19 protein-coding genes are annotated in these 24,547 nt (G+C 66.9%); 8 read left to right on the forward strand and 11 right to left on the reverse strand.

Annotated elements, in window-relative coordinates; genetic code table 11:
- Positions 1 to 27: 27 nt before the first annotated feature.
- The 4 genes from AB0M14_RS27295 to AB0M14_RS27310 all read right to left on the reverse strand — a co-directional run bounded on the left by AB0M14_RS27295 (position 28) and on the right by AB0M14_RS27310 (position 4,737).
- Positions 28 to 1,455 (reverse strand): MFS transporter, encoded by a 1,428-nt coding sequence (locus AB0M14_RS27295; protein ID WP_364999682.1) that lies wholly within the window; start codon positions 1,453 to 1,455, stop codon positions 28 to 30.
- Between the two features lie 102 nt (positions 1,456 to 1,557).
- A complete protein-coding gene (locus AB0M14_RS27300; protein ID WP_364999683.1) occupies positions 1,558 to 2,121 on the reverse strand; it encodes a helix-turn-helix domain-containing protein in 564 nt (187 codons plus the stop codon).
- Between the two features lie 64 nt (positions 2,122 to 2,185).
- Positions 2,186 to 3,406: a cytochrome P450 gene (locus AB0M14_RS27305; protein ID WP_364999684.1), complete on the reverse strand. Its 1,221-nt coding sequence runs from the start codon at positions 3,404 to 3,406 to the stop codon at positions 2,186 to 2,188.
- 44 nt (positions 3,407 to 3,450) lie between these two features.
- Entirely contained in the window at positions 3,451 to 4,737 is a 1,287-nt protein-coding gene (locus AB0M14_RS27310; RefSeq protein WP_364999686.1) for an amidohydrolase, read from the reverse strand.
- Positions 4,738 to 4,898: 161 nt separating this feature from the next.
- Between AB0M14_RS27310 and AB0M14_RS27315 the strand changes: the two genes are divergently transcribed.
- Both AB0M14_RS27315 and AB0M14_RS27320 read left to right on the forward strand, forming a co-directional pair.
- Positions 4,899 to 5,777 carry an alpha/beta hydrolase gene (locus AB0M14_RS27315; protein WP_364999688.1) on the forward strand — a complete coding sequence of 293 codons (879 nt, stop codon included), beginning with the start codon at positions 4,899 to 4,901 and terminating at the stop codon, positions 5,775 to 5,777.
- 51 nt (positions 5,778 to 5,828) lie between these two features.
- Positions 5,829 to 6,548 carry a uracil-DNA glycosylase gene (locus AB0M14_RS27320; protein WP_364999690.1) on the forward strand — a complete coding sequence of 240 codons (720 nt, stop codon included), beginning with the start codon at positions 5,829 to 5,831 and terminating at the stop codon, positions 6,546 to 6,548.
- Here AB0M14_RS27320 and AB0M14_RS27325 read toward each other — a convergent pair.
- On the reverse strand, positions 6,532 to 6,972 hold the full coding sequence (locus tag AB0M14_RS27325; RefSeq protein ID WP_364999692.1) for a pyridoxamine 5'-phosphate oxidase family protein: 441 nt from the start codon (positions 6,970 to 6,972) through the stop codon (positions 6,532 to 6,534). The two genes, AB0M14_RS27320 and AB0M14_RS27325, sit on opposite strands and share 17 nt — an antisense overlap.
- A gap of 26 nt (positions 6,973 to 6,998) precedes the next feature.
- Complete coding sequence (locus tag AB0M14_RS27330; protein WP_364999694.1) at positions 6,999 to 7,613, reverse strand: TetR/AcrR family transcriptional regulator; 615 nt, start codon at positions 7,611 to 7,613, stop codon at positions 6,999 to 7,001.
- An 82-nt stretch (positions 7,614 to 7,695) separates the two neighbouring features.
- Here AB0M14_RS27330 and AB0M14_RS27335 point away from each other — a divergent pair, with 82 nt between their 5' ends.
- On the forward strand, positions 7,696 to 8,631 hold the full coding sequence (locus AB0M14_RS27335; protein ID WP_364999696.1) for an alpha/beta fold hydrolase: 936 nt from the start codon (positions 7,696 to 7,698) through the stop codon (positions 8,629 to 8,631).
- A 120-nt stretch (positions 8,632 to 8,751) separates the two neighbouring features.
- Here AB0M14_RS27335 and AB0M14_RS27340 read toward each other — a convergent pair whose 3' ends face one another.
- On the reverse strand, positions 8,752 to 9,963 hold the full coding sequence (locus AB0M14_RS27340; protein WP_364999698.1) for a helix-turn-helix domain-containing protein: 1,212 nt from the start codon (positions 9,961 to 9,963) through the stop codon (positions 8,752 to 8,754).
- 134 nt (positions 9,964 to 10,097) lie between these two features.
- Between AB0M14_RS27340 and pruA the strand changes: the two genes are divergently transcribed.
- The 3 genes from pruA (at position 10,098) to AB0M14_RS27355 (ending at position 14,269) form a co-directional block, all read left to right on the forward strand.
- The gene (pruA, locus tag AB0M14_RS27345; RefSeq protein ID WP_364999700.1) at positions 10,098 to 11,735 is read left to right on the forward strand and encodes an L-glutamate gamma-semialdehyde dehydrogenase; all 1,638 of its coding nucleotides are present in this window, start codon (positions 10,098 to 10,100) and stop codon (positions 11,733 to 11,735) included.
- On the forward strand, positions 11,732 to 12,745 hold the full coding sequence (locus tag AB0M14_RS27350; RefSeq protein ID WP_364999701.1) for a proline dehydrogenase family protein: 1,014 nt from the start codon (positions 11,732 to 11,734) through the stop codon (positions 12,743 to 12,745). The genes pruA and AB0M14_RS27350 overlap by 4 nt, the downstream gene beginning before the upstream one ends.
- 78 nt (positions 12,746 to 12,823) lie before the next feature.
- On the forward strand, positions 12,824 to 14,269 hold the full coding sequence (locus tag AB0M14_RS27355; protein ID WP_364999702.1) for an amino acid permease: 1,446 nt from the start codon (positions 12,824 to 12,826) through the stop codon (positions 14,267 to 14,269).
- Here the strand turns inward: AB0M14_RS27355 and AB0M14_RS27360 are convergent.
- The gene (locus AB0M14_RS27360) at positions 14,244 to 15,149 is read right to left on the reverse strand and encodes an EamA family transporter (protein WP_364999704.1); all 906 of its coding nucleotides are present in this window, start codon (positions 15,147 to 15,149) and stop codon (positions 14,244 to 14,246) included. The two genes, AB0M14_RS27355 and AB0M14_RS27360, sit on opposite strands and share 26 nt — an antisense overlap.
- A gap of 379 nt (positions 15,150 to 15,528) precedes the next feature.
- Between AB0M14_RS27360 and AB0M14_RS27365 the strand changes: the two genes are divergently transcribed.
- The gene (locus AB0M14_RS27365; RefSeq protein WP_365000493.1) at positions 15,529 to 16,038 is read left to right on the forward strand and encodes an Lrp/AsnC family transcriptional regulator; all 510 of its coding nucleotides are present in this window, start codon (positions 15,529 to 15,531) and stop codon (positions 16,036 to 16,038) included.
- A gap of 163 nt (positions 16,039 to 16,201) precedes the next feature.
- Here AB0M14_RS27365 and ald read toward each other — a convergent pair whose 3' ends face one another.
- Positions 16,202 to 17,311, reverse strand: a complete 1,110-nt coding sequence (ald, locus tag AB0M14_RS27370) for an alanine dehydrogenase (RefSeq protein WP_364999706.1) — start codon at positions 17,309 to 17,311, stop codon at positions 16,202 to 16,204.
- 354 nt (positions 17,312 to 17,665) lie between these two features.
- The gene (locus tag AB0M14_RS27375; RefSeq protein WP_364999707.1) at positions 17,666 to 18,169 is read right to left on the reverse strand and encodes a hypothetical protein; all 504 of its coding nucleotides are present in this window, start codon (positions 18,167 to 18,169) and stop codon (positions 17,666 to 17,668) included.
- Positions 18,170 to 18,663: 494 nt separating this feature from the next.
- Here AB0M14_RS27375 and AB0M14_RS27380 point away from each other — a divergent pair, with 494 nt between their 5' ends.
- Complete coding sequence (locus AB0M14_RS27380) at positions 18,664 to 22,722, forward strand: TIR domain-containing protein (RefSeq protein WP_364999709.1); 4,059 nt, start codon at positions 18,664 to 18,666, stop codon at positions 22,720 to 22,722.
- A gap of 54 nt (positions 22,723 to 22,776) precedes the next feature.
- Here AB0M14_RS27380 and AB0M14_RS27385 read toward each other — a convergent pair whose 3' ends face one another.
- Entirely contained in the window at positions 22,777 to 24,528 is a 1,752-nt protein-coding gene (locus AB0M14_RS27385; protein ID WP_364999711.1) for a glycerol-3-phosphate dehydrogenase/oxidase, read from the reverse strand.
- Between the last annotated feature and the right edge of the window lie 19 nt (positions 24,529 to 24,547).

Genomic DNA, 24,547 nt, shown 5'->3' on the forward strand with positions numbered 1-24,547 from the left:
CGCCGGGTGGAACTGGTCGACGCAAGCTCAGCGCGTGCTCACAACAGCCGGGCGAGGTGGGGTGGCCGTGGAGATGCGCGGCAGAGCGACGGCGAGAGCGACGGCCACGAGGATGAGCGCGGCCAGGCCGAGGAACGCGGTGGTGAAGGAGATGTCTCCGTGTATTCCCGCGGTGCCGATGGCGATCCCGGCCAACGCGGCGAGCCCGACCGCGCCACCGAGCTGCTGTGCGGCGTTGACCAATCCGCTCAGCAGGCCCGCTTCACCGTCGGCGCTGTCGCGCACCGCCATTGCGGTGGCGTTCACGGCGCTGAGTCCCAGTCCGGTGCCGATCAGCAGGAACGCGCCCAGCAAGCTGATCGAGAATCCGGTGGTCGTGGGATCGATCGCGAGCCAGAAAAAGCCGGCGAGCAGTACCGCGAGGGCGACCGGCAGCGCGCGTGCCGATCCGATGCGCCGGGCCAGGTGCGGCGCCCCGACGCTGCCCACGATGATCATGAGGGCGATCGGGATCTGGGTCATTCCGGCTGTCAGCGGGCTCATTCCGAGTACGTCCTGCTGGTATTGCGGCAGGAAGAAGAACAGGCTCGTCAGCGTGCCGCCGATCAGCAACATCACCAGGTTGGCGGTGACCACCGGCTTTCGACTGAAGACGCCGAGCGGCACCAGGGGGTGGGCGGCGCGCCGCTCGACGATCACGAACGCCACCACCGCCCCGAGGCCGACCACTAGGCCGAGAACGGTGCTGGGCGCGCTCCATCCGGCTTCGGAGGCCGAGACCATGCCCAGCGCGAGGCCGGAGATCCCGGCGGTAATGGTGACCGCGCCGAGCACGTCGAACCGGCCGCTACGGCCGGGGAACACCGGTACCGAGCGCCAGACGATGATCGCCCCGATGATGCCGAACGGCACCGGAGCCACGAACACTGCTTCCCAGCCGAGCAACTCGGTCAGCGTCCCACCGAGAAAGACACCGAGGAGGCTGCCCGCGCCGGCGACCGCACCCCAGATGCCCAGCACGCGAGTGCGTTCCGTAGGCGATGAGTAGAGGGCCAGCACGAGCGAGAGCGCGGCCGGCATCACCACCGCTGCCCCGACCCCCTGCCCGATCCGTCCAGCGATCAGCATTCCGCCGCTGGTGGCCAGCGCGCAAAAGGCCGACGCCGCAAGGTAGATGGCCATTCCGGTCAGGAACATCCGCCGGGCCCCGAGCACATCGGCGAGACGGCCCCCGAGCAACAGCAGACCGGCGAAGGCCACCAGATAGCTGTCCACCACGACCGTGAGTTCGCCGGCCGTGAGAGCGAGGCCGTCGCGGATCGTGGACCCGGCGAGGTTCACCATCGCCGCGTCGAGAATAACCAGGAACATAGCCGAGGCCAGGCCGGTCATGGCCAGACCGCGGGGCACCCTCGCGCGGGTGTGTCCCGCGGCGGGGGCGGTTTCGTTACTCATCATGTCGTCCTTTGCGTGCGCTTGTGTCGTCCTGCCATCACGATCACGCACGGACGCCGTTGCTCGCGTCGGTGAGAATCACCTACTTCCGCCGGGCAACGCCTATGTCGCCGGCACCCCCTGCAGCAGCGGCGCGACGAACTCCTCCAGCATGGCGCGTTCCTCGGCGGCGTCGCGGCCCGGCGCGGTGAGCAGCGAGACGATCACGCGGGTGATCCAGCGGGCCAGCGGCGGTGGTTCCGATCCGTGCGCGCCGATGAAGTTCCCGGCCATCGCCTCGATCACCGCCGACGATTGACCGATGTCGCCCGCGAATCCCGCGTTGGCCGGTGTGAACCAGGCGATCAGCAGCGGCTCCGCCCGCACGGCGTGCACCGCCGCGAGCATTGCCGCGATGATCCGCTCGACCGGGTCATCGATTTCCGCGACTTCCTCGACCACCTCCGCGCCCAGCCGTCGCGCCGCCCGATGGACGAACGCCAAGCGCAAGGCCTGCCGGTTGTCGAAGTACCGGTACACCGTCGCACGCGAACATCCCGCTGCCCGGGCGACTTCCGCCATCCCGGTCTCGGCGACGCCGCGTTCGGCGAAGAGCTGCCCGGCGGCATCGAGGATGCGCTCCACCGCCGCGTCGTTCCGCTCGTCGCGAAGCCAACCACTCACCACGACGATTCACCTCGCGGCCACAGCGAGCCGTTGCCGCACTTGGATTTCCGCATCGCTGGAGCACTCATCCCGCGACCCGGAACGGCACGTTCGTGGGCCAGCGCACGTAGTTGCCTTCCGACCAGCGCACGCCGTCGAGGTCGACCGTGAAGTCCGGGCAGCGGGTCAGCAGCTCTTCCAAGGCGACTCGTGCCTGCATGCGAGCGGCGGCCGCGCCGAGGCAGTGGTGGTTGCCGTGGCTGAAGGTCATGATCTGCCGTGGGCGGCGGCGGACATCGAGTTCGCTTGCGTTGGAGCCGAATTCGCGCTCGTCGTGATTGGCCGAGGCGTACAGCAGCAGGGTCCGGCGTCCGGCGGGGATGGTGGTGCCGTGTAGCTCGACGTCACGTCGCACCGTGCGCGCGAGGCCCTGCACCGGGGAGGTGAGACGCAGGAATTCCTCGACCGCGTCCGAGATCAGGCTCGGGTCGTCGATCAGCAGCTGCCGCTGATCGGGCCGCTGGTGCAGCAATTGCACTGCGCCGCCGAGGTTTCCGGTGGTGGTGTCGTTGCCGCCGGTGATCATCGTGAAGGCGAAGCCGAGGATGGCCAGGATCCCGGCGAAATCACCGTCGGCGCCCATGCCGGCCGCTACCAGATGCGAGATGGTGTCGTCGCCGGGTTCGCCGCGGCGGCGTTCGATCAAGCCGGTGAAGTACTGCAGCAGCTCCCCGACCGCCGCCTGCGCGTCCGCCACGTTCCCCTGCGCCGAGGCCGCCACGATCGCCTCGGTCCAGCTGTCGAAGTTGGACCGATCCGCTTCCGGCACACCGAGATAGTGTGCGACGACCATGCTCGGCAGCGGCTTGAACAGTTCGGTGACGATGTCGCCGCCGCCGGCGGCACGCAGGCGCTCGATGCGCTCGATCACGAACTCCCGCACCGCCGGTTCGACCGCGCTCACCTGACGCGGGGTGAAGCCCTTCGAGACGTGCTTGCGAAAGTCGGTGTGCTCCGGCGGATCCGTGAACACGAACGGGCGATTCTCGCCCAGCCCGACCTTTTCCAGGTCCTGGTAGTCGATGGTGATCCCGGAGGCCGAGGAGTAGGTCGCGGGATCGCGGGCCGCCTCGTACACATCCGAATACCGGGACAGCACAAAGTAATCCGACTCCGGATCGGCTTCTGGAACCACGTGATGCACCGGATCGTGATCCCGCAGCGCGGCATACATCTGCCACGGATCCCGCCAGGTCACCCCCGATCGCAACTCGAACCGGACACTGCTGGACAACCCTGACGACATGTCGCCACGGTAAGACAGATCACCGAGTTTGTCTAGAACACGTTTCAGGCGCCAGGCGATAGGGTGCCGCTGAGATGATCGAAGGCGACCTGGGCGTGCAGTCGCACACCGATGGCCAAGGTGTCGTCGTCGGCGTAGAAGTGCGGATTGTGGTTCATGTACATCCCGCGACCGCCCGGCTGCGGCTGCGGCATCCCTTTCGGCCCGATCTCCGCGTCCTGCACGCCGAGCGTCACATACAACCCGCCGTACTTGTTGACGAACTCCGAGACGTCGTCGTACCCGAGGGTGGGTGGCGTCTCCAGCACCTTGTCCGCGCCCGCGACCCGCCGGAACGTCGGCAGCGCCGCTTCGACCCATTCCGGCCGGTTGTGCACGGCGGGCACGTCCTGCAGGAATTCGACTGCGGCAGAACAGTTGTAGGCCTGGGCGGTGTGCGTGGCGAGCGTGTCGACTCGCTGCTGCACGTCCGGCATGTCCGTCTCGATGGCGCAGCGGATGGTGCCCCACAGCGTGACGGTCTGCCCGATGATGTTGAACCGCCCGACATCCTCGACGTGCCCGATGCTCACCGTCACCGGGTCGAACGCGTTGATCTGCCGGTACAACTGGCCGACGCCGGTCAGGATGGCGCCGGCGGGCGGCATCGGATCCACACCCATCCACGGCGTGGAACCGTGCACCTGCTGCCCGGTGATCACGATCTTGATCAGGCAGGACGCGCCGAACTGGTTTCCGACGCGATACCCGATGTACCCCTTGGGAAATGGAGTGACATGGAAGCCGAAGGCCATCGTCGGCGCCGGCTGGTCCAGCGCGCCTTCGGCGAGCATCCGCGCCGCACCGCCACTTTCCTCGACTGGCGGGCCCTCCTCCGCCGGCTGGAAGACGAACAGTACTGTGCCCGGCAGATTTTCGCGCACTCCGGCAAGCACCGACGCCGCACCCATCAGCATCGACGTGTGACAGTCGTGCCCGCAGGCGTGCGAAACCGGAAAGGGTCCACCCGGATAGTCCTGATCGACGACCTTCGACGCGAAGTCGACTCCGCACAGGTCGGGCACCGGCAGCGCGTCGGTGTCGGCGCGCAGCGCGATCACGTTGTCGCCAGGCTTGCCGCCGCGCAGCACACCGACTATCCCGTGACCGGCGATCCCCGTGCGCACCTCATCCAACCCCAGCGAGTGCAAATGCTCAGCAATCAGCGCCGCCGTCTTCGTCTCGCGGTTCGACAGCTCCGGGTGCTGATGCAGATGACGACGCCAGCGGACGACCTGATCGCTTACTGCGGCCGCACGGTTGTCCAGCTCGGCATAGCTCGGCTCTGACATCAGGACTCCATTCGGGTTGCTCCGGAAGGGTCTGCCATTGGAGACTACTGCCATTTGGGCAATTCTTCAGCTACTCCTGACTCGATGCGCGCAAATCCGCCGGATCGCGGCGTGGGCGACACGGGGGTTGACCGTCGGCCGATTCGGGTAATGAATCGATCGTGCCTGAAACTGGAACCGCCACAACGACATTCGTCTTCGTCCACGGCCTGGTCAGCAACAGCTTCTTCTGGACGCCCGTCGTCCGCGAACTGGCGCTCCTGGGTCACCGCAGCCTGCCGGTAGACCTCCCAGGGCACGGACTCGATGCTCCGATATCACTGTCCTATCAAGCACAAGACCTGCCCGCGTTCAGCGCCGAAACCTCGCCGATGTCCGGGATCACTCTGGCGGACAATGTTTCTCACGTCATCGATGTCGTGCGGAAGGTGCGCCGGCACGGCCCGGTCGTGCTGGTCGGTCACAGTCTCGGCGGCATTACGATCGGCCTGGTCGGCAACGCCGTCCCTGACCTCATCGACCGCGTCGTTTACGTCTCCGCGTTCTGCCCCGCCACGCCGGAGGCCCCCAGCGCCATGACGCTGAGCCAGACGCCCGAAGCCTTGCAGGATGTCCCGACCCCGAACCCCGGCCATTCGCTGTTCCTGGGGATGGATTCGGTGGCCCGCGGCATCATCCGCTTCAACCTGCGCTCGGCCGATCCGGCAGCCCTGGAGGACTTCCGGATCACCAACATGCCCGAGGTCACCCTGGACCAGATGCTCCCCATCCTCAACTACTGCATGCAACCCGAGGACGCCGCTCAGACCAGCTTCGCCGACGCCCGGGTCGAAGCGGAGACCTGGGGACGGATACCCCGCAGCTACATCCGGCTCACCAGGGACAACGTCATCTCCGAGGCACTGAGCAGGAAAATGATCGAGGACGCCGACCGCCTCGCACCGGACAATCCCTTCGACGTCCATAGCCTGCCCGCAGGCCATGTCGGGGTCATCCGGCAGGCCGGGGCCTTGGCCGCGATCCTGGACAAACTCGCCTGAACGCGGACCTGTCGGCGGAGTTCGGGTGGCGATCCGTGGTTGAGTCGAGGGATGTGCCGGACCATCGGTGAATTGGACGCAGCCGTGTCGGACTGCCGGGCCTGCCCGCGGCTGGTGGCCTGGCGGGAGCAGGTGGCGCAGGAGAAGCGGGCCGCGTTCCGGGACGAAACCTATTGGGGGCGGCCGGTTCCCGGGTTCGGCCCGGATGATGCGCGGCTGTTGATCGTCGGGCTGGCCCCGGCCGCGCACGGCGGGAACCGGACCGGGCGGATGTTCACCGGTGATCGCAGTGGCGATGTGCTGTATGCGGCGATGTACGCGGTGGGGCTGGCGAATCAGCCGACGGCGGTGCATCGCGGGGACGGTCTGCAGCTGCTCGGTGCCCGGGTCACCGCGCCGGTGCACTGCGCACCGCCGGACAACAAGCCGCTGCCCGAGGAGCGTGATCGCTGCCGGCACTGGCTGGAGACGGAACTGGATCTGCTCGCGCCGACGGTGCGGGCGATCGTCGTGCTCGGCGGGTTCGGCTGGCAGGCGTTGCTACCTGTGCTCGACGGAGCCGGTTGGGAAATCCCGCGGCCGCGGCCCAAGTTCGGGCATGGGGTTCAGATCACCTTGCCCCCCAAGGGATCCGATCGCGCGCCCATGCAGGTGTTCGGCTGCTATCACGTCAGTCAGCGCAACACGTCCACCGGGCTGCTCACCGACGCCATGCTGGAATCCGTTCTCACCCAGGCCAAATCGGCGGCAGGGATCAGCGGCGCTTGGTGATCGCCACGCCCCGGCCGGGACGCCAGTGCTGGATGACGAGCAACTCCGCGGCCGCGTCGACAGAGGTGAAAACCACCTCGGTGAGATCCAGCCGGAAGTCGTGCACATCCGGTGGCGAGCCGAAGGCTTCCTTCGCCGGACCGGTGATCTCGACGGCGACACCCATGACCTTGGCATCACCGTCGCCGGGGTGGGCGTGGATGGCGCACCGCCCGTCACGTTGCAGGTCGGCCGCCTTCCGGGCGGCGGGCATGGACCCGAACATCAAGTCCGGTCCGAGGAATTGCACCTCCGACCCACTCACCCGAGGGGCGCCGTCCCGGCGCAGCGTGGCCAATACATGCGTCTCATGCGCCTCGAACCGGGCTTTCACCTGTGCGGCCAGCTCTGGCGCCTCGCTCACGAATTCCTGCCATGTCGCCATGAGCACCAGCATGCCAGGGTGCACCACTACTCCGGGGCGTATGCCTCGAGGTAGCGGGTCATGGCCAAGGCGGCCTCGGCGAATACCTCCGGGTCGCCGTTCGGATCCCGGCGATACGCCAATTCCAGTATTCCGTCGCCCAATTCGATGGCGACCTCGGTGATCAACTGCCCGGTCCCGGCGGCCAGCCAGCCGCGTTCGAGCAGCAGCGCGTGCACCATCGCGGCCATGCGGCGACGGTGTTCGTGGGCGTCCGGGAAGTCGCCGGAGCCGCGCTGGGCGTAGTACATCGCGACGATCTCCGGGTGCGGGCGGTATTGAGTGCGATGCAGTTCCAGCAGCTGGTCGACCGCCTCGGCCAGCGAAGCGGCGGTGATGGCCGCCAATTTCGCGCCCAGTGTCTGGTCGGCCCGGTCCGCCGCGCGGCCGGCGAGCTCGGCGAGCACCGCCTCCCGGTTCGGAAAGTACTGGTACAGCGTGGCCACCGGGATCTCGGCGCGCACGGCCAGGGCGCGCGTCGTCACGGCCGCGGGGCCCTGTTCCTCGAGCAGTTCGGCCGCCGCCTGCAGGATCCGTTCGACACGGGCGCGGCTGCGTTGCTGCACCGGCGCGCGCCGGGAACTTGGATTGCGAGCGATCACCGGATAACTATTTCACAGAAAACCTGAACATGATTCAGGTTCATGTTAGTGTCGGCCCGGACAACGAAGTAGGAGACACCTGATGGGTACGCGGTTGATCGGCACACTGGTGGCGGCGGCCACGGCCGCCGTCCTGGCCTGCGGTAGCGCGCACGCCGCCGAGCTGCCCGTGCACTACGGCAATGCCGAAATGCTGCGGATCGCCGGAACCACCTGGGACGCCGCGGTTCCCGGCGCCAATGATTACGGCTGCGAGCCGTCGGCGGCGCATCCGAATCCGGTGGTCCTGGTCGGCTCGACATTCCTGTCGGACGCGGTGAACTGGACCGCGATCGCGCCGTACCTCGCCAATCAGGGCTACTGCGTGTTCACGCTGAACTACGGCCGCACCCTCTACGACGTGCCGCCCGGGCTCAACGGCCTGGATCCGATCCCGCTGTCCGCACCCGAACTCGCCGCCACCGTCGACCGGGTGCTCGCGGCGACCGGCGCGCAGAAGATCGATGTCGTCGCGCACTCTCAGGGCGGCGTGCTCGCCCGGTACTACGTGAACGAGCTCGGCGCCGCCGCCAAGGTCGATCGCATGGTGCTGCTGTCCTCGCCGTTCTCGATGACCAGCCTGCCGGTCGACGTGGAGTCGATCGCACGCCGGATCATTCCGCGCGAGCTCTACGACGCGATCCTCTACAACGGCAAGGTCCCGCCGGTGTGGCTGAACATTCTCGATCCGTGGTCGCTCGGCAAAGCCCTGGTCCTGCAACCGGGAATCCGCTACACCGAGATCACCGGACGCGCCGACGAGATGGGGATGCTCGGCGGAATGCTGCCGCCGGCCGGGGCCGCCAACGCGAGCACACAGTTCATCGACGACCGCTGCCCCACGGACTTCTCCCAGCATTTCGCCCAGCCGTACTCGCCGACCGCGGTCGCGATGATCGGCAACGCGCTCGACCCGGACCATCCGAATGCCGTGCCGTGCACGGTCGTTCCGCTCTATCGTCTCGACTCGGTGCGGTGACGCGCCGGTGAACTACGGGAGACGTCGATGAATGTCCGCGCTGGAGGGGACATCGACGCCTCCCGACCGGGGGAGAATTGGCATTTCGTGCAATCGACGAGGCTTGCACGAAATGCCAATTCAGCCGGTCTCGCCGCTGCGCAGGGTGAGTTGCACTTCGAGCAGGAGCCGGTCCGCCGGGTCCGCCAGGCTCATCCCGGTGAGCTGCTCGACGCGACGGATCCGGTACCGCAACGTATTCGGGTGCACCCGCAGCGCCCGCGCCGCGCTCCGCACCTCGCCGTGCTCGCGCAGATAGACCTCGACGCTGTCCCGGAGGTTCGCGGAATGGCCGCGGTCGTAATCGAAGAGCGCGTCCAGGCGCGGGTCGCGCAGATCCGGCCGGGTGCGCAGCAGGTCGAGAATCTCGCCCAGTAGCACCGCGGTGCGCGACTCGGCCAGCGTGGTGACACGGCCCCGCGGGAAGGAATCGGCGGGACTGTCCAGGACACGATCCACTTCGCGGCGCGCGCCCGCCACCGCCGCCAAATCGGCGACGGGGATCGCGATCGCCGCGTGCAAGGCGATCGACTTGTCGGTGTCGAAGCGCTCGACCACCTGGCGCACCCAGGCGGTGACCGCGCGCTCGGATCGAAACCCCGGCAGCAGCACATAGATTCGAGCGCCGTGCGCCATCGTCACCGCGTCCCGGCGAAAGGCGCTGGCGTGCAGCCGGATCAGACCCGCCACCGCGTCGGAGAGCCCGTCGCCGGCGGCGAAGCCGAGCACCGCCGCCGGACCGTTCGCCGGAATATTCAACGCGCCCGCGACCGACGGGATGTCGACGCCCTCGCCCCGGACGCCGAACAGCCGCTGCACCATCAGCGCCTCGGTGGAGGGGGCGTCCAGGATCCGCGAAATGATCCGGGCGGCAATGGCGGACGCGCCGCGCAGCACATCGGGCGCACCGGTTTCGAACGGCGCGTCTCCTTGCTGGAGCCAGATCGTGCCCAGCAACCGCGGCGCGACGCCCGGCGTCGCCGACGGTTGCCGGATGCTGATCGCCAAGCGCCGCTTGATCGTCAGCTCCGGATGGGCGGGCACATCGATGACGTCGTCGGTGCGGTGCAGCCGGTCGAACACACCCCAGTCACGCAGCATCCGCAGGTAATCGCGGGGGCCCTCGCGGCCCAGGATCGAGCGGATGCGCAGCGGGTCGGCGGCCTCGCCGGAGGCCGAGTAGGCCAGCACGTGGGACTCCGGGTCCTCGATGGAGACCATGCCGCCCGCGTTCTGCGCCACCAGCTGGGCCAGCCCGAACAGGTCGGTTTCACCGTCGAGCAGAACACGCATGGCAGAGCAACCTTCGGCCGATCGGACAATCCAGACATCCCATCTTTGTCCGATCGGCCGATCCTTCGCAGGGTTTTCCGGAGTTGACTCCCCTCCAGTGCTACCGCGCTACCACTCTTTTCAGGAGGCAGAGCATGGACGCCATCGCGACCACTCCCCCGCCCGCCAACGAGCCGGTGGGAACCTTCGCTCCGGGCAGCCCCGAACGGGCCAGGCTGCGAGCGAAACTCGACGAACTCGGCGCCGAACGCACCGAGGTGAACAATGTCATCGGCGGTGTGCATCGGCGCACCGAGGGACCGGTGATCGAGGTGGTGCAGCCGCATCGGCACGCGGCGGTGCTGGGCACCGTCACCGCCGCCAAGGCCCGGGACGTGCGCGCCGCGGTGGACGCGGCGACCGCGGCCGCGCCCGGCTGGCAGGCGCTGTCCTTCGAGGATCGCGCCGCCATCTTCCTGCGCGCCGCGGATCTGCTGGCCGGGCCGTGGCGGGAAACCATCGCCGCGGCCACCATGCTGGGGCAGTCCAAGACCGCGTATCAGGCCGAGATCGACGCACCGTGCGAGCTGGTCGATTTCTGGCGGTTCAATGTCCAGTTCGCGCGGGAAATCCTGGCGCAGCAGCCGATTTCGGTGCCCGGGGTGTGGAACCGGCTCGACTATCGGCCGCTGGAAGGGTTCGTCTACGCGGTCACCCCGTTCAACTTCACCGCGATCGCGGCCAACCTGCCCACCGCGCCGGCGCTGATGGGCAACACCGTGATCTGGAAACCCGCGCTGACGCAGTCGGTTGCGGCGTACTGGACGATGCGGCTGCTGGAGGCGGCCGGCCTGCCGCCCGGGGTGATCAACCTGGTGCACGGCGCGGGGCCGAAGGTTTCCGATGTCGTGCTGGCCGATCCGCGGCTGGCGGGCGTGCATTTCACCGGCTCCACCAAGACGTTCCAGCATCTGTGGCGTTCGGTGGCGGCGAATATCAGCGAGTACCGATCCTATCCGCGTCTGGTCGGCGAGACCGGCGGCAAGGATTTCGTGATCGCGCACAGCTCGGCGGACCCGGACGTGCTGAGCACGGCGCTGATTCGCGGCGCGTTCGACTATCAGGGCCAGAAGTGCTCGGCGGCTTCGCGGGCGTTCATCCCGAAATCGGTGTGGGCGAAGATGGGGTCGGATCTGGTCGAGAAGGTCGCCGGGTTGCGCTACGGCGACGTCACCGATTTCTCGAATTTCGGTGGGGCGCTGATCGATCGGCGCGCGTTCGATCGCAATGTGGACGCGCTGGAGCGGGCCAAGGCGACGGCCGGTCTGACCATCGCGGTCGGCGGGCAGGCCGATGACAGCGTCGGCTATTTCGTCGAGCCGACGGTGCTGCTCGGCGACGACCCGGCCGACGAGGCGTTTCACACCGAGTATTTCGGGCCGATCCTGGCCGTGCACGTCTATGACGACTCGGTGGCCGGATCCTTCGATGCCGCACTGGATCTCGTCGATCGGGGCGCGAGCTACGGGCTGACCGGCGCGGTCATCGCCGAGGACCGCACCGCGGTCGCGCGTGCCACCAGCGCCCTGCGGTTCGCGGCCGGGAACTTCTATATCAACGACAAGCCGACCGGCGCGGTGGTCGGTCAGCAGCCCTTCGGCGGGTCGCGGGCTTCGGGCACCAACGACAAGGCCGGGTCGCCGATGAACCTGCTGCGCTGGACCTCCGCGCGCACCATCAAGGAGACGTTCGTGCCGCCGACCGAGTACCGCTACCCGCATCAAGAGCAGTGATGGCCAACGGACTGCTGCGCCCCGCCATGCTGGCCGCCGCCCGGTCGCCGCGGCTGGAGCGCACCGTGCGCCGGATGTCGCCGACGCGGCGGCTGGTCGACCGGTTCGTCGCCGGCGACGACGAGGAGCAGGCGATCGCGGCGGCAACGCCGCTGCTGGCATCCGGCCGCCGGATCAGCATCGACTATCTCGGCGAGGACACCACCGACGTCGGGCAGGCGCGGGCCACCGTCGAGCACTACCTGAAGCTGTTGTCGGCGCTGGCGCACGTGCAGGGGACCTTCAGCGGTGATCAGACGGCTACGGCGCCCGCGGGTCCCTTGGAGGTCTCGCTGAAGCTCTCGGCGCTCGGGCAGGCCCTGCCCCGGGACGGGCATCGGATCGCGCTGGAGCACGCGCGCGAGATCTGCGCGGCGGCGCGGGCGGTCGGGGCGGCGGTCACCATCGATGCCGAGGACCACACCACCACCGATTCGACCCTGTCGATCGTGCGGGAGTTGCGCGGTGACTTCCCGGAGCTGGGGACGGTGCTACAGGCCTATCTGAAACGCACCGAGGCGGACTGCCGGGAGCTCGCGGGTTCTCGAATCCGCCTGTGCAAGGGCGCGTATCGCGAACCGCCCGCCGTCGCCTATCAGCGCCGGACGGAGGTCGACGAGTCGTATCTCCGGTGCTTGGCGATCCTCATGGCGGGTCCGGGGTACCCGATGGTCGCCACCCATGATCCGCGCATGATCGACGCCGCTCAGCAGTACGCGCGGGACAACGGTCGTAGTACCGGCGAGTTCGAGTTCCAGATGCTCTACGGCATCCGCGACGCCGAACAGCGCCGCCTGGTCAAAGCCGGACACCGGCTGCGGGTCTACCTGCCCTACGGCGATCAGTGGTACGGCTACTTCATGCGCAGGCTCGCCGAGCGTCCCGCCAACCTGGTGTTCTTCCTGCGCGCCCTGGCCCCCGGCAATTTCGCCGATTCTCCGCCCGCCACACCCGCCGGTCGGTTTAGCTGAACCCAGCTCACCAGCTGGTCTGCCGCTCGCCCGGCCCGCACACCTGGGCCGGGGAGCGCAGTGATCGAAAGGAATCGCATGCTCAACGCCGATATGCGCCGTCAGATGCTGCGCCGTAAACCCATCGAGGAGATCGAGGACGAGATCCCCGCCGACGAGCGCCTGGCCAAACACCTCGGCCTGTGGCAGCTCACGGCGATCGGCGTCGGCGGCATCATCGGCGCGGGCATCTTCGCACTCGCCGGGTCGGTCGCGCACTCGGTCACCGGGCCCGCGGTGCTGATCTCGTTCCTGATCGCCGGCGTGGCCAGCGCCGCGGCCGCACTCTGCTACGCCGAATTCGCGGGCATGATCCCCAAGGCCGGGTCGGCCTACACCTACGGGTACGTGGCGCTCGGGGAGATCGGCGGCTGGTTCATCGGCTGGGACCTGCTGCTGGAATATGTGGCGGTGGCGGCGGTGGTCGCGATCGGCGTCTCCGGATACTTCAAGTTCCTGCTCGAACAGGTCGACATCGACCTGCCCACCTGGATGCTGGGCGCCTACGGCACCGAGGACGGGCGCGTGGTCGACGTGTTCGCGGTGCTGTTCTGCCTGGGTACCGCGTGGCTGCTCTCGCGCGGCATCCGCAGCGTCGGCCGGTTCGAGACGGTGGCGGTCGGCATCAAGGTGGCGCTGGTGCTGCTGATCATCGTGCTCGGCGTCTTCCACATCGACAGCGCCAACTACACCCCGTACTTCCCGTTCGGCACCGCCGCCGTATTCACCGGCGCCGCAACGGTTTTCTTCGCGGTCTTCGGATACGACGCGATGAGCACGGCAGCCGAGGAGTCCGTCGACGGCCGCAAGCATCTGCCCAAGGCGATCATCTACTCGCTGGCCATCGCGATGGTGCTGTACGTGCTGGCGACGCTGGTGTTGACCGGCATGCAGAAGTACACCGAGATCGACCCGGAAAGCGGGTTCTCCAGCGCCTTCAAGGCCGTCGGCATGCCCAGCGTCGCCAACATCATCGCGGTCGGCGCCATCGTCGGCATCATCACCGTGGTGCTGACCTTCATGCTCGGTGTCACCCGCGTGTGGTTCGCGATGAGCCGCGACGGGCTGCTGCCGGAGTGGTTCGCGAAAACCCATCCGGTGCGCAAGGTTCCGACCCGGGTCACCTGGATCGTGGGCATCGGCTCGGCGGTCCTGGCCGGTCTGCTGCCGATCAACACCGTCGCCGAACTCACCAATATCGGCATCCTGATGGCGTTCGTGGTGGTGTGCATCGCGGTCATCGTGTTGCGCTACCGCCGTCCCGACGCGGTCCGCACGTTCAAACTTCCTTTCATGCCGGTGATTCCGATCATCGGCGTGATCGCCTCAGTGTGGCTGATGCTGTCGCTGCCGTGGGAGACCTGGCTGCGATTCGGGGCCTGGCTGGTCGTCGGACTGGTGATCTACCTCGGTTACTCCCGCACCCATTCCAAGCTCGAACAGACCGGCCCCGCACCGGCTACCGGGACTTTGGCGAAAGACTGAGAAAGACCAGTCCCGACGCGAGAACCCCTAAGCCACACCACGATACGAACGGCAGGCGTTCCCCGACGACCGTGACGCCGAGTACCGCCGCGACGGCGGGCTCGGCGAGGGTCAGCGTGGTCGCCGCCGCGACGGTGGTGTGGCGCAGGCCGTAACCGAAGAGGCGGTAGGCGAGGAAGACCGTGAATACCGCAAGGTGCAGCGCCACGAGCGTGCCGCGGGGATCGGTCAGCCAGGCGGTGCCGGTGCACAGCACGACCGGGAGCACGAGAAGCCCTGCGGCGCCGAACATCACGCCCATCACCGAGCCGGAGGCATGGCCACGGGTGATGAGTTCACCGCCGACCAGGGAGTAGACGACGTACGCGAAGCCGCCCAGTGCGGCGAGACCGATACCGAGCAGGTCGACGGCGGCGGTGCCGCCAGTCAGCTGCGGGCCCAGAACCAAGGCGCCGCAGCCGAATACCGCGGTCACGGTGGCTACGACCCAGCGGGCGGCCGGGCGCGAACGTCCCGTCGCCCATGCCAGCGCACCGGCGAAAACCGGTGCGCCGCACAGCGCTACGACTGTCGCGACGGCCACGCCGGTGCGTGCCACCGCCGGGTAGAAGGTGACCGGATACCCCGCCACCGCGACCGCGCCGAGCAGGAGCAGCCGCCACTCCGCACGCGAGTAGGTCAGGACCCGTCGCGGGTCGCCGGCCAGGAACAACAGCACGCCGCCGAGGGCGAGGCCCGCCGAACCGACGGCCGCGGCCGCGGCGCCGGGCGGAGCCAAGGAGCCGGCGGTTCCGGTGGTGCCCCACAGGACCGAGGCAGCGAGGATCGGCGCGGAGCCCCGGGGTGTTTCGACAGAGATGGTGCGGACGTTGTTGGACACAGTCGTGAACTTCCGTTCTCGAATTCCGAAAGGGATTGGATTCGAAACGGGCGCACGAACAAGGCCCCGCGGACCTAACGGTCGGCGACAGGGCTCGGCATGGATTTACCGCGAATGCGCCCGGTCAGGCGACCGGGGGCGGCGTGACTGCGTGCCAATAGGTGGTGTCCACGGCGTCGATCCTAACGCCGCGATTCCGGCATGCCAACGCATGGCGGTACTGGGGACCAATGCGGTTCACGGCGTCTGATAGCGAATATCTATCGACTCAGCTCGAGCATATGAACAATGATTCGAAGTCCGCGCATCCTGGCGAATCATTTTCGGTAGCGTGACGTCTGTGAGCGAACATGGCAGGACCGAGCGGCGGCGCGGCGCAGTGTCGGCGGCGGGTTTACCGCCCGCGCCGAATCGGCCCCGCACCCCGGTGCCGATCGATGACATCGATCGGGTGCTGCTCGACCATCTCGCGCGGGACGGGCGCATGACCAACAACGCGCTGGCCGCGGCGGCCGGGATCGCGCCGTCCACCTGCCTCGGGCGGGTGCGTTCGCTGGTGGAGCGCGGCGTCATCCGCGGATTCCACGCCGAGATCGATCCCGGGGCGCTGGGTCGCGGCCTGCAAGCCATGATTTCGGTTCGCCTGCACAGCAATTCGCGCAAGCACCTGGCCGAATTCGGACAGCAGCTGTCGGTTCTGCAAGAGGTGCTGAACGTCTACTTCATCGCCGGCGGGGACGATTATCTGATTCATGTGGCCACGGCCGACACCGATGAGCTGCGCGGATTCGTACTGGAGCACCTCAGTGCACACCCGGCGGTGTCCTCAACCGAAACCATCCTGATCTTCGAGCACCTGCGACCGCGCACCACACTCGCCCAGCACTGATCACCGGCTGGTTGGATGAGTAGTTGTCCAACTCTGAGCGACATCGCGGCAGTTGGCCACTCAGAGTTGGACATGTTTTCGCCGTAGGACAGGCGACGACCTCAACTCGCGTCAGGCTGCCCCGACTACAGCTCTCATCCAGGCGGCCCGGCTACAGCTCGCGTCAGGCGGCGACCATGGTGCCGACCGAGTAGCCGTGCGCGGTGGCAACCGACTCCGAGAGCAGCTTGCCCGCGTGCGTGCTCAGACCGGCTGCGAGCCCGGCGTCGGCGGTGACAGCCGCCCGCCAGCCCTTGTCCGCCAGCTCCAGTACATAGGGCAGCGTGGCATTGGTGAGTGCCACCGTGGACGTATTCGGTACCGCCCCGGGCATATTCGCGACGCAGTAGAACACCGAGTTGTGCACCTGATAGGTCGGCTCCGCGTGGGTGGTCGGCCGGGAATCCGCGAAGCAGCCGCCCTGATCGATCGCGATGTCCACCAGCACGGACCCCGGCTTCATCTGCGCCACAAGCTCATTGGGCACCAGCGTCGGCGCCTTCGCCCCGGGCACCAGCACCGCCCCGATCACCAGATCGGCTTCCCGCACCGTGGTCTCCACTTCCTGCCCATTGGACGCGATGGTCCGCACATGCCCCCGGTACTGTTCATCGATCTCCCGCAACCGCGCGATATTCACATCCAGCGCCGTCACCTCCGCGTGCATCCCGAGCGCGACAGCGATCGCGTTCCGCCCCGCCACCCCGGCGCCCAGCACCACGACCTTGGCGGGCCGCACCCCGGGCACCCCACCCATCAGCACACCGCGCCCGCCTTCACTGCGCATCAGGTGGTACGCCCCCGCCTGCGGCGCCAACCGCCCCGCCACCTCACTCATCGGCGCCAGCAAGGGCAGCGACCCGTCCCGAGCCGTAACCGTCTCATAGGCAATCGACGTGATCCCCGAGCTCAGCAACGCGTCCGTGCACTCCTTCGACGCCGCCAGATGCAGATACGTGAACAGCACCTGCCCCGCCCGCATCCGCGAATACTCCTGCGCCACCGGCTCTTTCACCTTCAAAACCAGGTCCGAACTCCCCCACACCTCATCCGCCGACCCCAGCACCCGCGCCCCCACATACGAATACGCCGCATCCTCGAACCCCGACCCCACCCCGGCCCCCGTCTCGACAACCACCTCATGCCCCCGAGCGACAAGCTCCCGCACCCCCGCCGGCGTACAAGCCACCCGGTACTCGTGATTCTTGACCTCGCGAGGCACCCCGATCTTCACAACAACTCCTGACACTCAGTGGATTGGACAGCCCCGGTGGAGCCGGGCACTACACCCATGAGTGTGAACATTCTGCGAGATCAGGTCCAGAACGATGAAGATAATTCTCAAGTAGCCATAATCCGAATCGCAATCCACGATACAGACCGCTGAGTGAGTGTGGCCCACGAAACATCTTCGGCCAACGCCCCACAGGGTCGGCACACCATCGAGGCCTACTCGGCCTCCAGCCCAACCAGACAAAGTGGGACACCACGGAGGCCCTCACTCGCCGTTCGCCTCGCCCATGTCCCACTTGACGAACCAACACCGAAGTTTCGCGTGGGGCAGGTTCGGGGTTCGCCGACCGGCATGTCAGCAGTTATCAAGCGGCCCTTCGAGCAGCTTCACAGCAGCCTCGCGCATTCGAATGGACAAGCGTTCCCGGTCCTCCGGATACTCATCCCAATCGACGTTCGCGAACTCGAAGTCGTAGAACAGATCGTTCAGCGCCGACTCCCATGGCTCACCGAACCGTATGAGCTCGTATAGGTACGCGGCGATAGGTCCACTGTGGGACGCCGGACACCCTTCACCCCCAACCAACTTCTCCGCGTAGTACCGCACCCGGCGCACCAGAACCTTCGTCGAACTACCAGGCCAATCGACTTCACCGGCCGCCAACACTCCCAATTCGACCAGCGCGGCCCGAAACAACTCGCCCGCCTCCGCACCGTCATCGCGATGCACCCCCGCAAGCTCACACAACGCCGGCGAATCCACCCCTCGCACCAGCGCGTGCGCCGCGATCATCGGCAGATCCGCCCTGGCCACTTCCCCACGCCCGAACGCATCCGCGGCGTCCCTCAACTCGTCCACCAGCCAATCCTGGCCTACCGTCCGGCAACACCCGGTGTCAGGATCCCTGCCGCACACGCCACCCGAAATGGCACTCACTGCACTCTCGCAGCCACTGCGTTGGTGATGCCCGGGCCGAACCTCCTCGGCCGCACAGACCGCGCCGTCACCACACAGCGGCGATCGCACGGGTGCAGCCACTCCCCGCGCTGTGACCAGCTCTGCCACAGCACTGCCCACGACTGCTGAGGTAACCGTCGCCTGGCACAGCGTCCGCACTTCGTACAGGCCCAAGCCACATGTCTCCCACACCGCACCGAATGGCACAGAGTGCATTTCCGCATGCCACGCATCTACACCGGGCGTAGCTCACCGTTGAGTTCGACGGTCGCACTTCGACTCTGCACGATCTGCCGCAACAGACTTTGTCGACATTGGACCCGGTCGCTCTTGCCTGGCTCGGCCGTGTCCCATTCGGGCGGGGGTGGAGGTGGTGGAGCGCTTATGATCTCGGCATGGGGCGGGTGTTTCTGAGTCATTCCAGTGCGGACAATGTGGCGGCGCGGGCGTTGCGGCAGTGGCTGGTGGAGCAGCAGCCGGATTTGCGGGAGGAGATCTTTCTCGATATCGATCCGGAAGCTGGATTGCCGGTTGGTTATCGGTGGAAGGATGCGCTGCGGCGGGCTGGGAGTCGGTGTGAGGCGGTTATCTGCCTGTTGTCCGAGAAGTGGCAGCTGTCGCGGGAGTGTGGGGTCGAGTATCGGACCGCTGAGGATGCGGGAAAGCTGATATTCGTTGCGCGGTTGGAGAAGACGGCGACGGACATCACTCGCGAGTGGCAGCGGTGCGATCTGTTCGGGGATGGGGCGGGCACCGAGATCGAGCTCGACGGTAGCGGTGAGACCGTGGTTTTCCGGACCGCCGGACTCCGGCAGCTGTTGAAAGGGATGCGGGCGGCCGGTATCGGGACGGAGTATTTCCCGTGGCCGCCTCCGGCGGATCCGCGGCGCTCGCCGTACCGGGGCTGGCAGCCCTTCGAAGCGGTCGACGCCGCGGTGTATTTCGGGCGCGACACCCAGATCTTGCATGCGATGGACAGCCTGCGCACCATGCGTGCGAACCGCGCCAAATCGATTCTGGCGGTGCTGGGGCCGTCCGGCAGCGGGAAGTCCTCGTTCTTGCGGGCCGGGGTGCTCCCCCGGCTGGAACGGGACGATCGCCATTTCGTCGTGCTCGACATCCTCCGGCCGGAGCGGCAAGCACTCACCGGCGCAAGAGGTTTCGCTGCCTCCCTGCATGGCACCCGAATTCGTCAAGGCTCGAGCACCGCCACTCCGGGCTCGACCGCCGCCACTCTCGGCGAGATCAAAGCCGTACTGGGCGAGGACGATGTCGACCGTATCCGCGAGTTGCTCGACGAGATACAAAGTGTCGCCCAGGAACGCGTGCTCGACCGCGACGTAGAGGCGCCTGGTCCCACACTGGTGCTGCCGATCGACCAGGCAGAGGAACTGTTCGGCGTCGACGCCGGCACTGAAGGCACTCGGCTGCTCGAGCTCATCGCGCGTCTCATCGAGGGCGGCGCTCCGATGATCGTCATCCTCACCACCCGCACCGACCGCTATGAGGCGTTCCAATGCGCCCCCGAACTCGCGGGCCTCGACACGGTCGTCTTCGACGAACTGAAACCCCTGCCGCCCACGCGATTCCACGAGATCATCGCCGGTCCCGCCCGCCGCGCCACCGCCGCGGGCAACCCACTGGACCTGACCACTGAACTCGTCGACCGCTTACTCGCCGACTGCGCGGGCGGCGGCGCGGACACCCTCCCTTTGCTCGCCCTGACCCTCGAGCGCCTCTACCGCGACTACCGCGACAACGGCACCCTCACCGTCGACCATTACACCGCCATGGGCGGTATCGGCAGTGTCGTCCAATCCGAAATCGACGCAATACTTTCCGCCGATCCCCACCGGCGCGAACACGAACTCGACCTGCTCCACCAGGCTTTCATCCCCTGGCTGGCGACCATCAACCCCGGCAACGACCAGCCCCTGCGCCGCATCGCCCACTGGGATGACCTACCAGCCGAAACCCACACGCTCCTGGATAGTTTCGTCGACCGACGGCTCCTGGTGAAGGACCGGGTCGGCGCGGACACCACCGTCGAAGTCGCGCTGGAAAGCCTGCTACGCCAATGGGAGGCACTGGCGAGCTGGCTGCGTGAGCAGGCCGAAGACCTCAAAACCGCCGATCGCCTGGAGTTGGCCGCGGCCGAATGGGAGAGTGAGGAACACAACGAGGCCTGGCTGCTCTCCGGAGCCCGCCTGGCGGACGCCGAAAAACTTGCCGCCACAACCGGATTCGAAAACAGACTCAAGCGTATCCGCAAGTACCTCAACGTCTCACGGCAGCGTGAGACTGCGCGCGCGGAAGCCGAAGCGCGACGCCAGCGGGCAGAACTCGAGGCGGCCCAGGAATACGCCTCGTCACTGCGCACCCGCTCACGGGTGCTGGCCCTGGCCATGGTGATCGCCTTGGTGCTGGCAGGCACAGCGGGCGTCTTCCTGAAACGAGCACGCGACGCGGAAGCACGGGCGGTGGCCGAGACTCGTCTGGGTGTAGCGCTTCGTCTGGCGGCGGAGGCGAGAAGCATGCTCACGGAGGGATTTGCGGCCAACGACATTCGCGCCATCCAGCAAGCTCTCGTTGCTTCGGAGCTCGCACCGGATCGACCCGAGGCCGCTGCGGCAGTCGTCGGAGTGGGAAGTGCGCGGCTGAATCTGACAAACGTCTCCAATATCAATGCAGGCGAGCAGATTCTCGCCATCAGCCCTGACTCAACACGGCTGTTGATCAGTCGATCCGAGACACCCCAGGGGAACGCGACTTCAGTCGAGGTTAGAGATCGAAGAACCGGCGTCCGAATCGGTTCCGCCCTGCCGCTGAACACGCTGGAGCAAGTTTCGTCGGCCTCCTTCAGCGCCGACAGTGGCCGTGTCGTCCTGGCGCAAAGCCGCTGGGACCTTGAAGACACCTACGTGGCAACCGTTGACATCCGAATCTGGGATCCGGTCGGCGGAGCCCCGACGGTAGTGCGGCAGGAGCATGTCGACTCCAGCGAAACGCCCGGCAGCTTGGCGATGACCCCCGATGGCACACGGTTGACAGTGCTCAGACAGAGCTCCATTCAGGTCCTGTCGACCGCGACAGGAGAGCCGATCCATTCGTTCGACGATGCGGGCGCGCACTGCATCGCGATCAGTCCAGACGGCACGACGCTGGCTTCCACTGATTTGCTCGGCTCAATTCAATTGTGGAATGTCCATGACGGCACGCGGATCGGGGAGCCCTTCGGCAACGAGAGCACCAGCGGCGGCGGAGGAGGCAATTGCGACGGCGCGGCTGTCGCGTTCAGTCATGACGGAAGCAGGGTGGTCATCGGTGGGCAAGGCGGGGTAATCGGCATCTGGGACGTCCGGACTCTCCGTCAGATAGGCAGTCCCCTGTATGGGCACACCGACAATGTCTCCGGCATCGCATTCAGCGCAGACGACGAGCACGTCATCTCCGCGAGCCGAGACGGAACGATCCGGACGTGGCTCGTCGATAGCGGTGAACCACGACAGAGGACGTTGCCGAACTCAATCGTAGCAATCGGTGCCAGCGGGCGATGGCTCGCGACAGCAACGCCGGACGGCATAGTCCGTATGTGGGACACCACAATCAACGAACCGGTGGGTACACCGATAACCATGCCGACCGGACGTTCGGACACTCAGTGGCGGACCTGTGGCGCGGTAGTCGCACCTGCGGGGAACTCGATGATCACCTGTGCGCAGGAGAGCCAGGAAGACGGAACGGTCACCGGTTCCATCCTGCGGCTGTGGAATACCGATACCGGCACCCTTCTCGACACTCGCCGGGTGGACAAGTTCCTCTCCGAGATCGCCCTCACCAATGACGGTACGGTTCTGATCGCGTTCACACCCAGCGGAACGGACGCCACAGTGTCCGCACTCGCCCCTTGGAAGATCGGCGACAGCTCCGTTCGGGTCCAGTTGCTCAGCACCTCAAACTTCGGAAAGCATGCCATCAGCTCGGATGGACAGCTCAGCGTCGGCTTCGACGGTCTCGCTCTGACGCTGCTCGATTTGCCGCTGCAGACTTCGTTGGGTGTGGCTTTGGTCGGTGATGTCGGGCTGAGAAGCTCGGGCGGGATGCCATTGGTCGCGCTCAGCCCGGATGGGCGTTTGGCAGCGACTATCGGAGTCGATCGTGCCCTACGCCTGTGGGATACCCGGTCTGGGAACAAGATCGGACCCACATTCCGCGATCTCGAAGAGCCCCGATTCGTCAGCTTCGATATCACGGGCAACACGATGTCCGTCTACAGCAATAATTTCGAATCCGACACGACAACTGTGCGCACCTGGCGTATCCCCACGCCGAGCGACCTCTGCGCCAAGCTGTCGTCGAACATGAGTCATCAGCAGTGGAAAGAATGGGTGTCCGATTCCCCCGAGATCCCCTACGTCAAGCAGTGTCCCGACTTGCCGATTGCTGAAGGTTAGCCTCGAAGATCGAGCCCCGGACCTGGTCCGGGGCTCGATTTCAGGGTGCGGGAGTCAGACGGAGACCGATTCCTCCATCGGGAAGCCGAAGGATTCGCGGGAATCCGGGGCGGAGACGCGGATGGCGTCGGCTTCCTCGTCGGTTGGCTGCATGTTGGACGCCAGTTCGGCTTCCACGCGCAGCCGGTACACCTTGATCTCGCGGGCGATTTGTCCCTCGTCCCAACCGAGGTACGGGGCAACCAGGTGCGCTACTTCGGGGGCGATGTCCATTCCGCGAGCCCCGGTTTCGACGGACAGGCGGGTGCGGCGGGCGAGGATGTCGTCGAGGTGGAGGGCGCCTTCGTGGGTTACGGCGTAGACGATTTCGGCCTTGAGGTAGCGCGAGTTGCCTAGGCGGGCAGCGAGTTCCGGAGTGGTGTCGATGAGTTCGCGGAGCTCGGTGACGGCGCTACCGTAGCGGCCGAGGAGGTGGTCGACGGTTTCCATGTCGACGTCGAAGACTTCGGCCAGGCGGGCGCGGGAGAGCGACAGTTCGCGGTACTGGTGGGCACCGACGAGGGGGACGCGTTCGGTGCAGGACTTGGCGACTCGGCCGGGCAGGTCGGCGACGGCGAGATCGATGGCGTCCTTCGCCATGACGCGGTAGGTGGTGTATTTGCCGCCGGCCACGATGACGAGGCCGGGGACCGGGCGGACGACGGCGTGTTCGCGGGAGAGTTTGGCGGTCTGATTGGAATCGCCGGCGGCGAGCAGGGGGCGCAGGCCGGCGTAGACGCCGACGATGTCGTCGTGATCGATGGGGGTTTCCAGGAGCCGGTTCACCTGGGCCAGAATGTAATCGATGTCGGCGCGGGTGGCGGCGGGGTGGGCGAGGTCGTGGTCCCAGCCGGTGTCGGTGGTGCCGATGACCCAGTGGTCGTCGCTCCACGGGCACGGGATGACGAACAGCAGGCTCTTCTCGGTTTCGGTGATGAGACCGGTTTCGGAGTCGATTCGGTCGCGGGGCACCACGATGTGCACGCCCTTGGACGCCTTGATCTTGAATTGGCTTGCGCCGCCCAGCATTTCCTGGAGCTCATCGGTCCAGGCGCCGGCCGCGTTGACGACGCGCTTTGCGCGCACCTCGAACTTACGGCCGGTCTCCAGGTCCTGTACCAGCGCGCCGACGACGCGGCCACTGTCCCGCAGGAAGTCGACGACGCGGGCGCTGGAGGCGACCAGCGCGCCGTGCGAGGCGGCGGTGCGCGAGAGCATCATGGTGTGGCGGGCGTCGTCGAGCTGGCCTTCGTAGAAGCTGACGCCGCCGCGCACGGTGCCGCGCTTGGCGCCCGGGAAGCGCTGCATGGTCTTCTTCTTGCCCAGATGCCGGAAATGCGACGGGACGCCGCGGCCTGCGCCGAGCACGTCGTAGACCCCGACGCCGGTCCCGACCCAGGCGCGGTCGATGACCGGCTTCTCCAGCGGGTAGATGAACTCGACGGGCTTGGCCAGGTGCGGCGCAAGGGTTTCCAGGATCAGCTTGCGTTCGCGCAGTGCCTCGAAGACGAGGCGGAAGTTGAGCTGCTTGAGGTAACGCAGCCCGCCGTGCACGAGTTTCGAAGAGCGACTGGAGGTTCCGGAGGCGTAGTCGCGAGCCTCGACCAGGCCGACGGTCAGGCCTCGGGTGACGGCGTCGAGCGCCGCGCCCGCGCCGACCACGCCGGCGCCGATCACCAGTACGTCGAGCTCAGTGCCGGCCATGGTGTCGAGCGCGTGCTGCCGGGTCTCGGGGCTCATCGCGACAGGTGCTGTCAGAGAACGCATTTCGATTTCCTTCTTCACG

The sequence above is a fragment of the Nocardia sp. NPDC051832 genome, assembly GCF_040681285.1.
In the GTDB taxonomy this organism is placed as follows: Bacteria; Actinomycetota; Actinomycetes; order Mycobacteriales; family Mycobacteriaceae; genus Nocardia.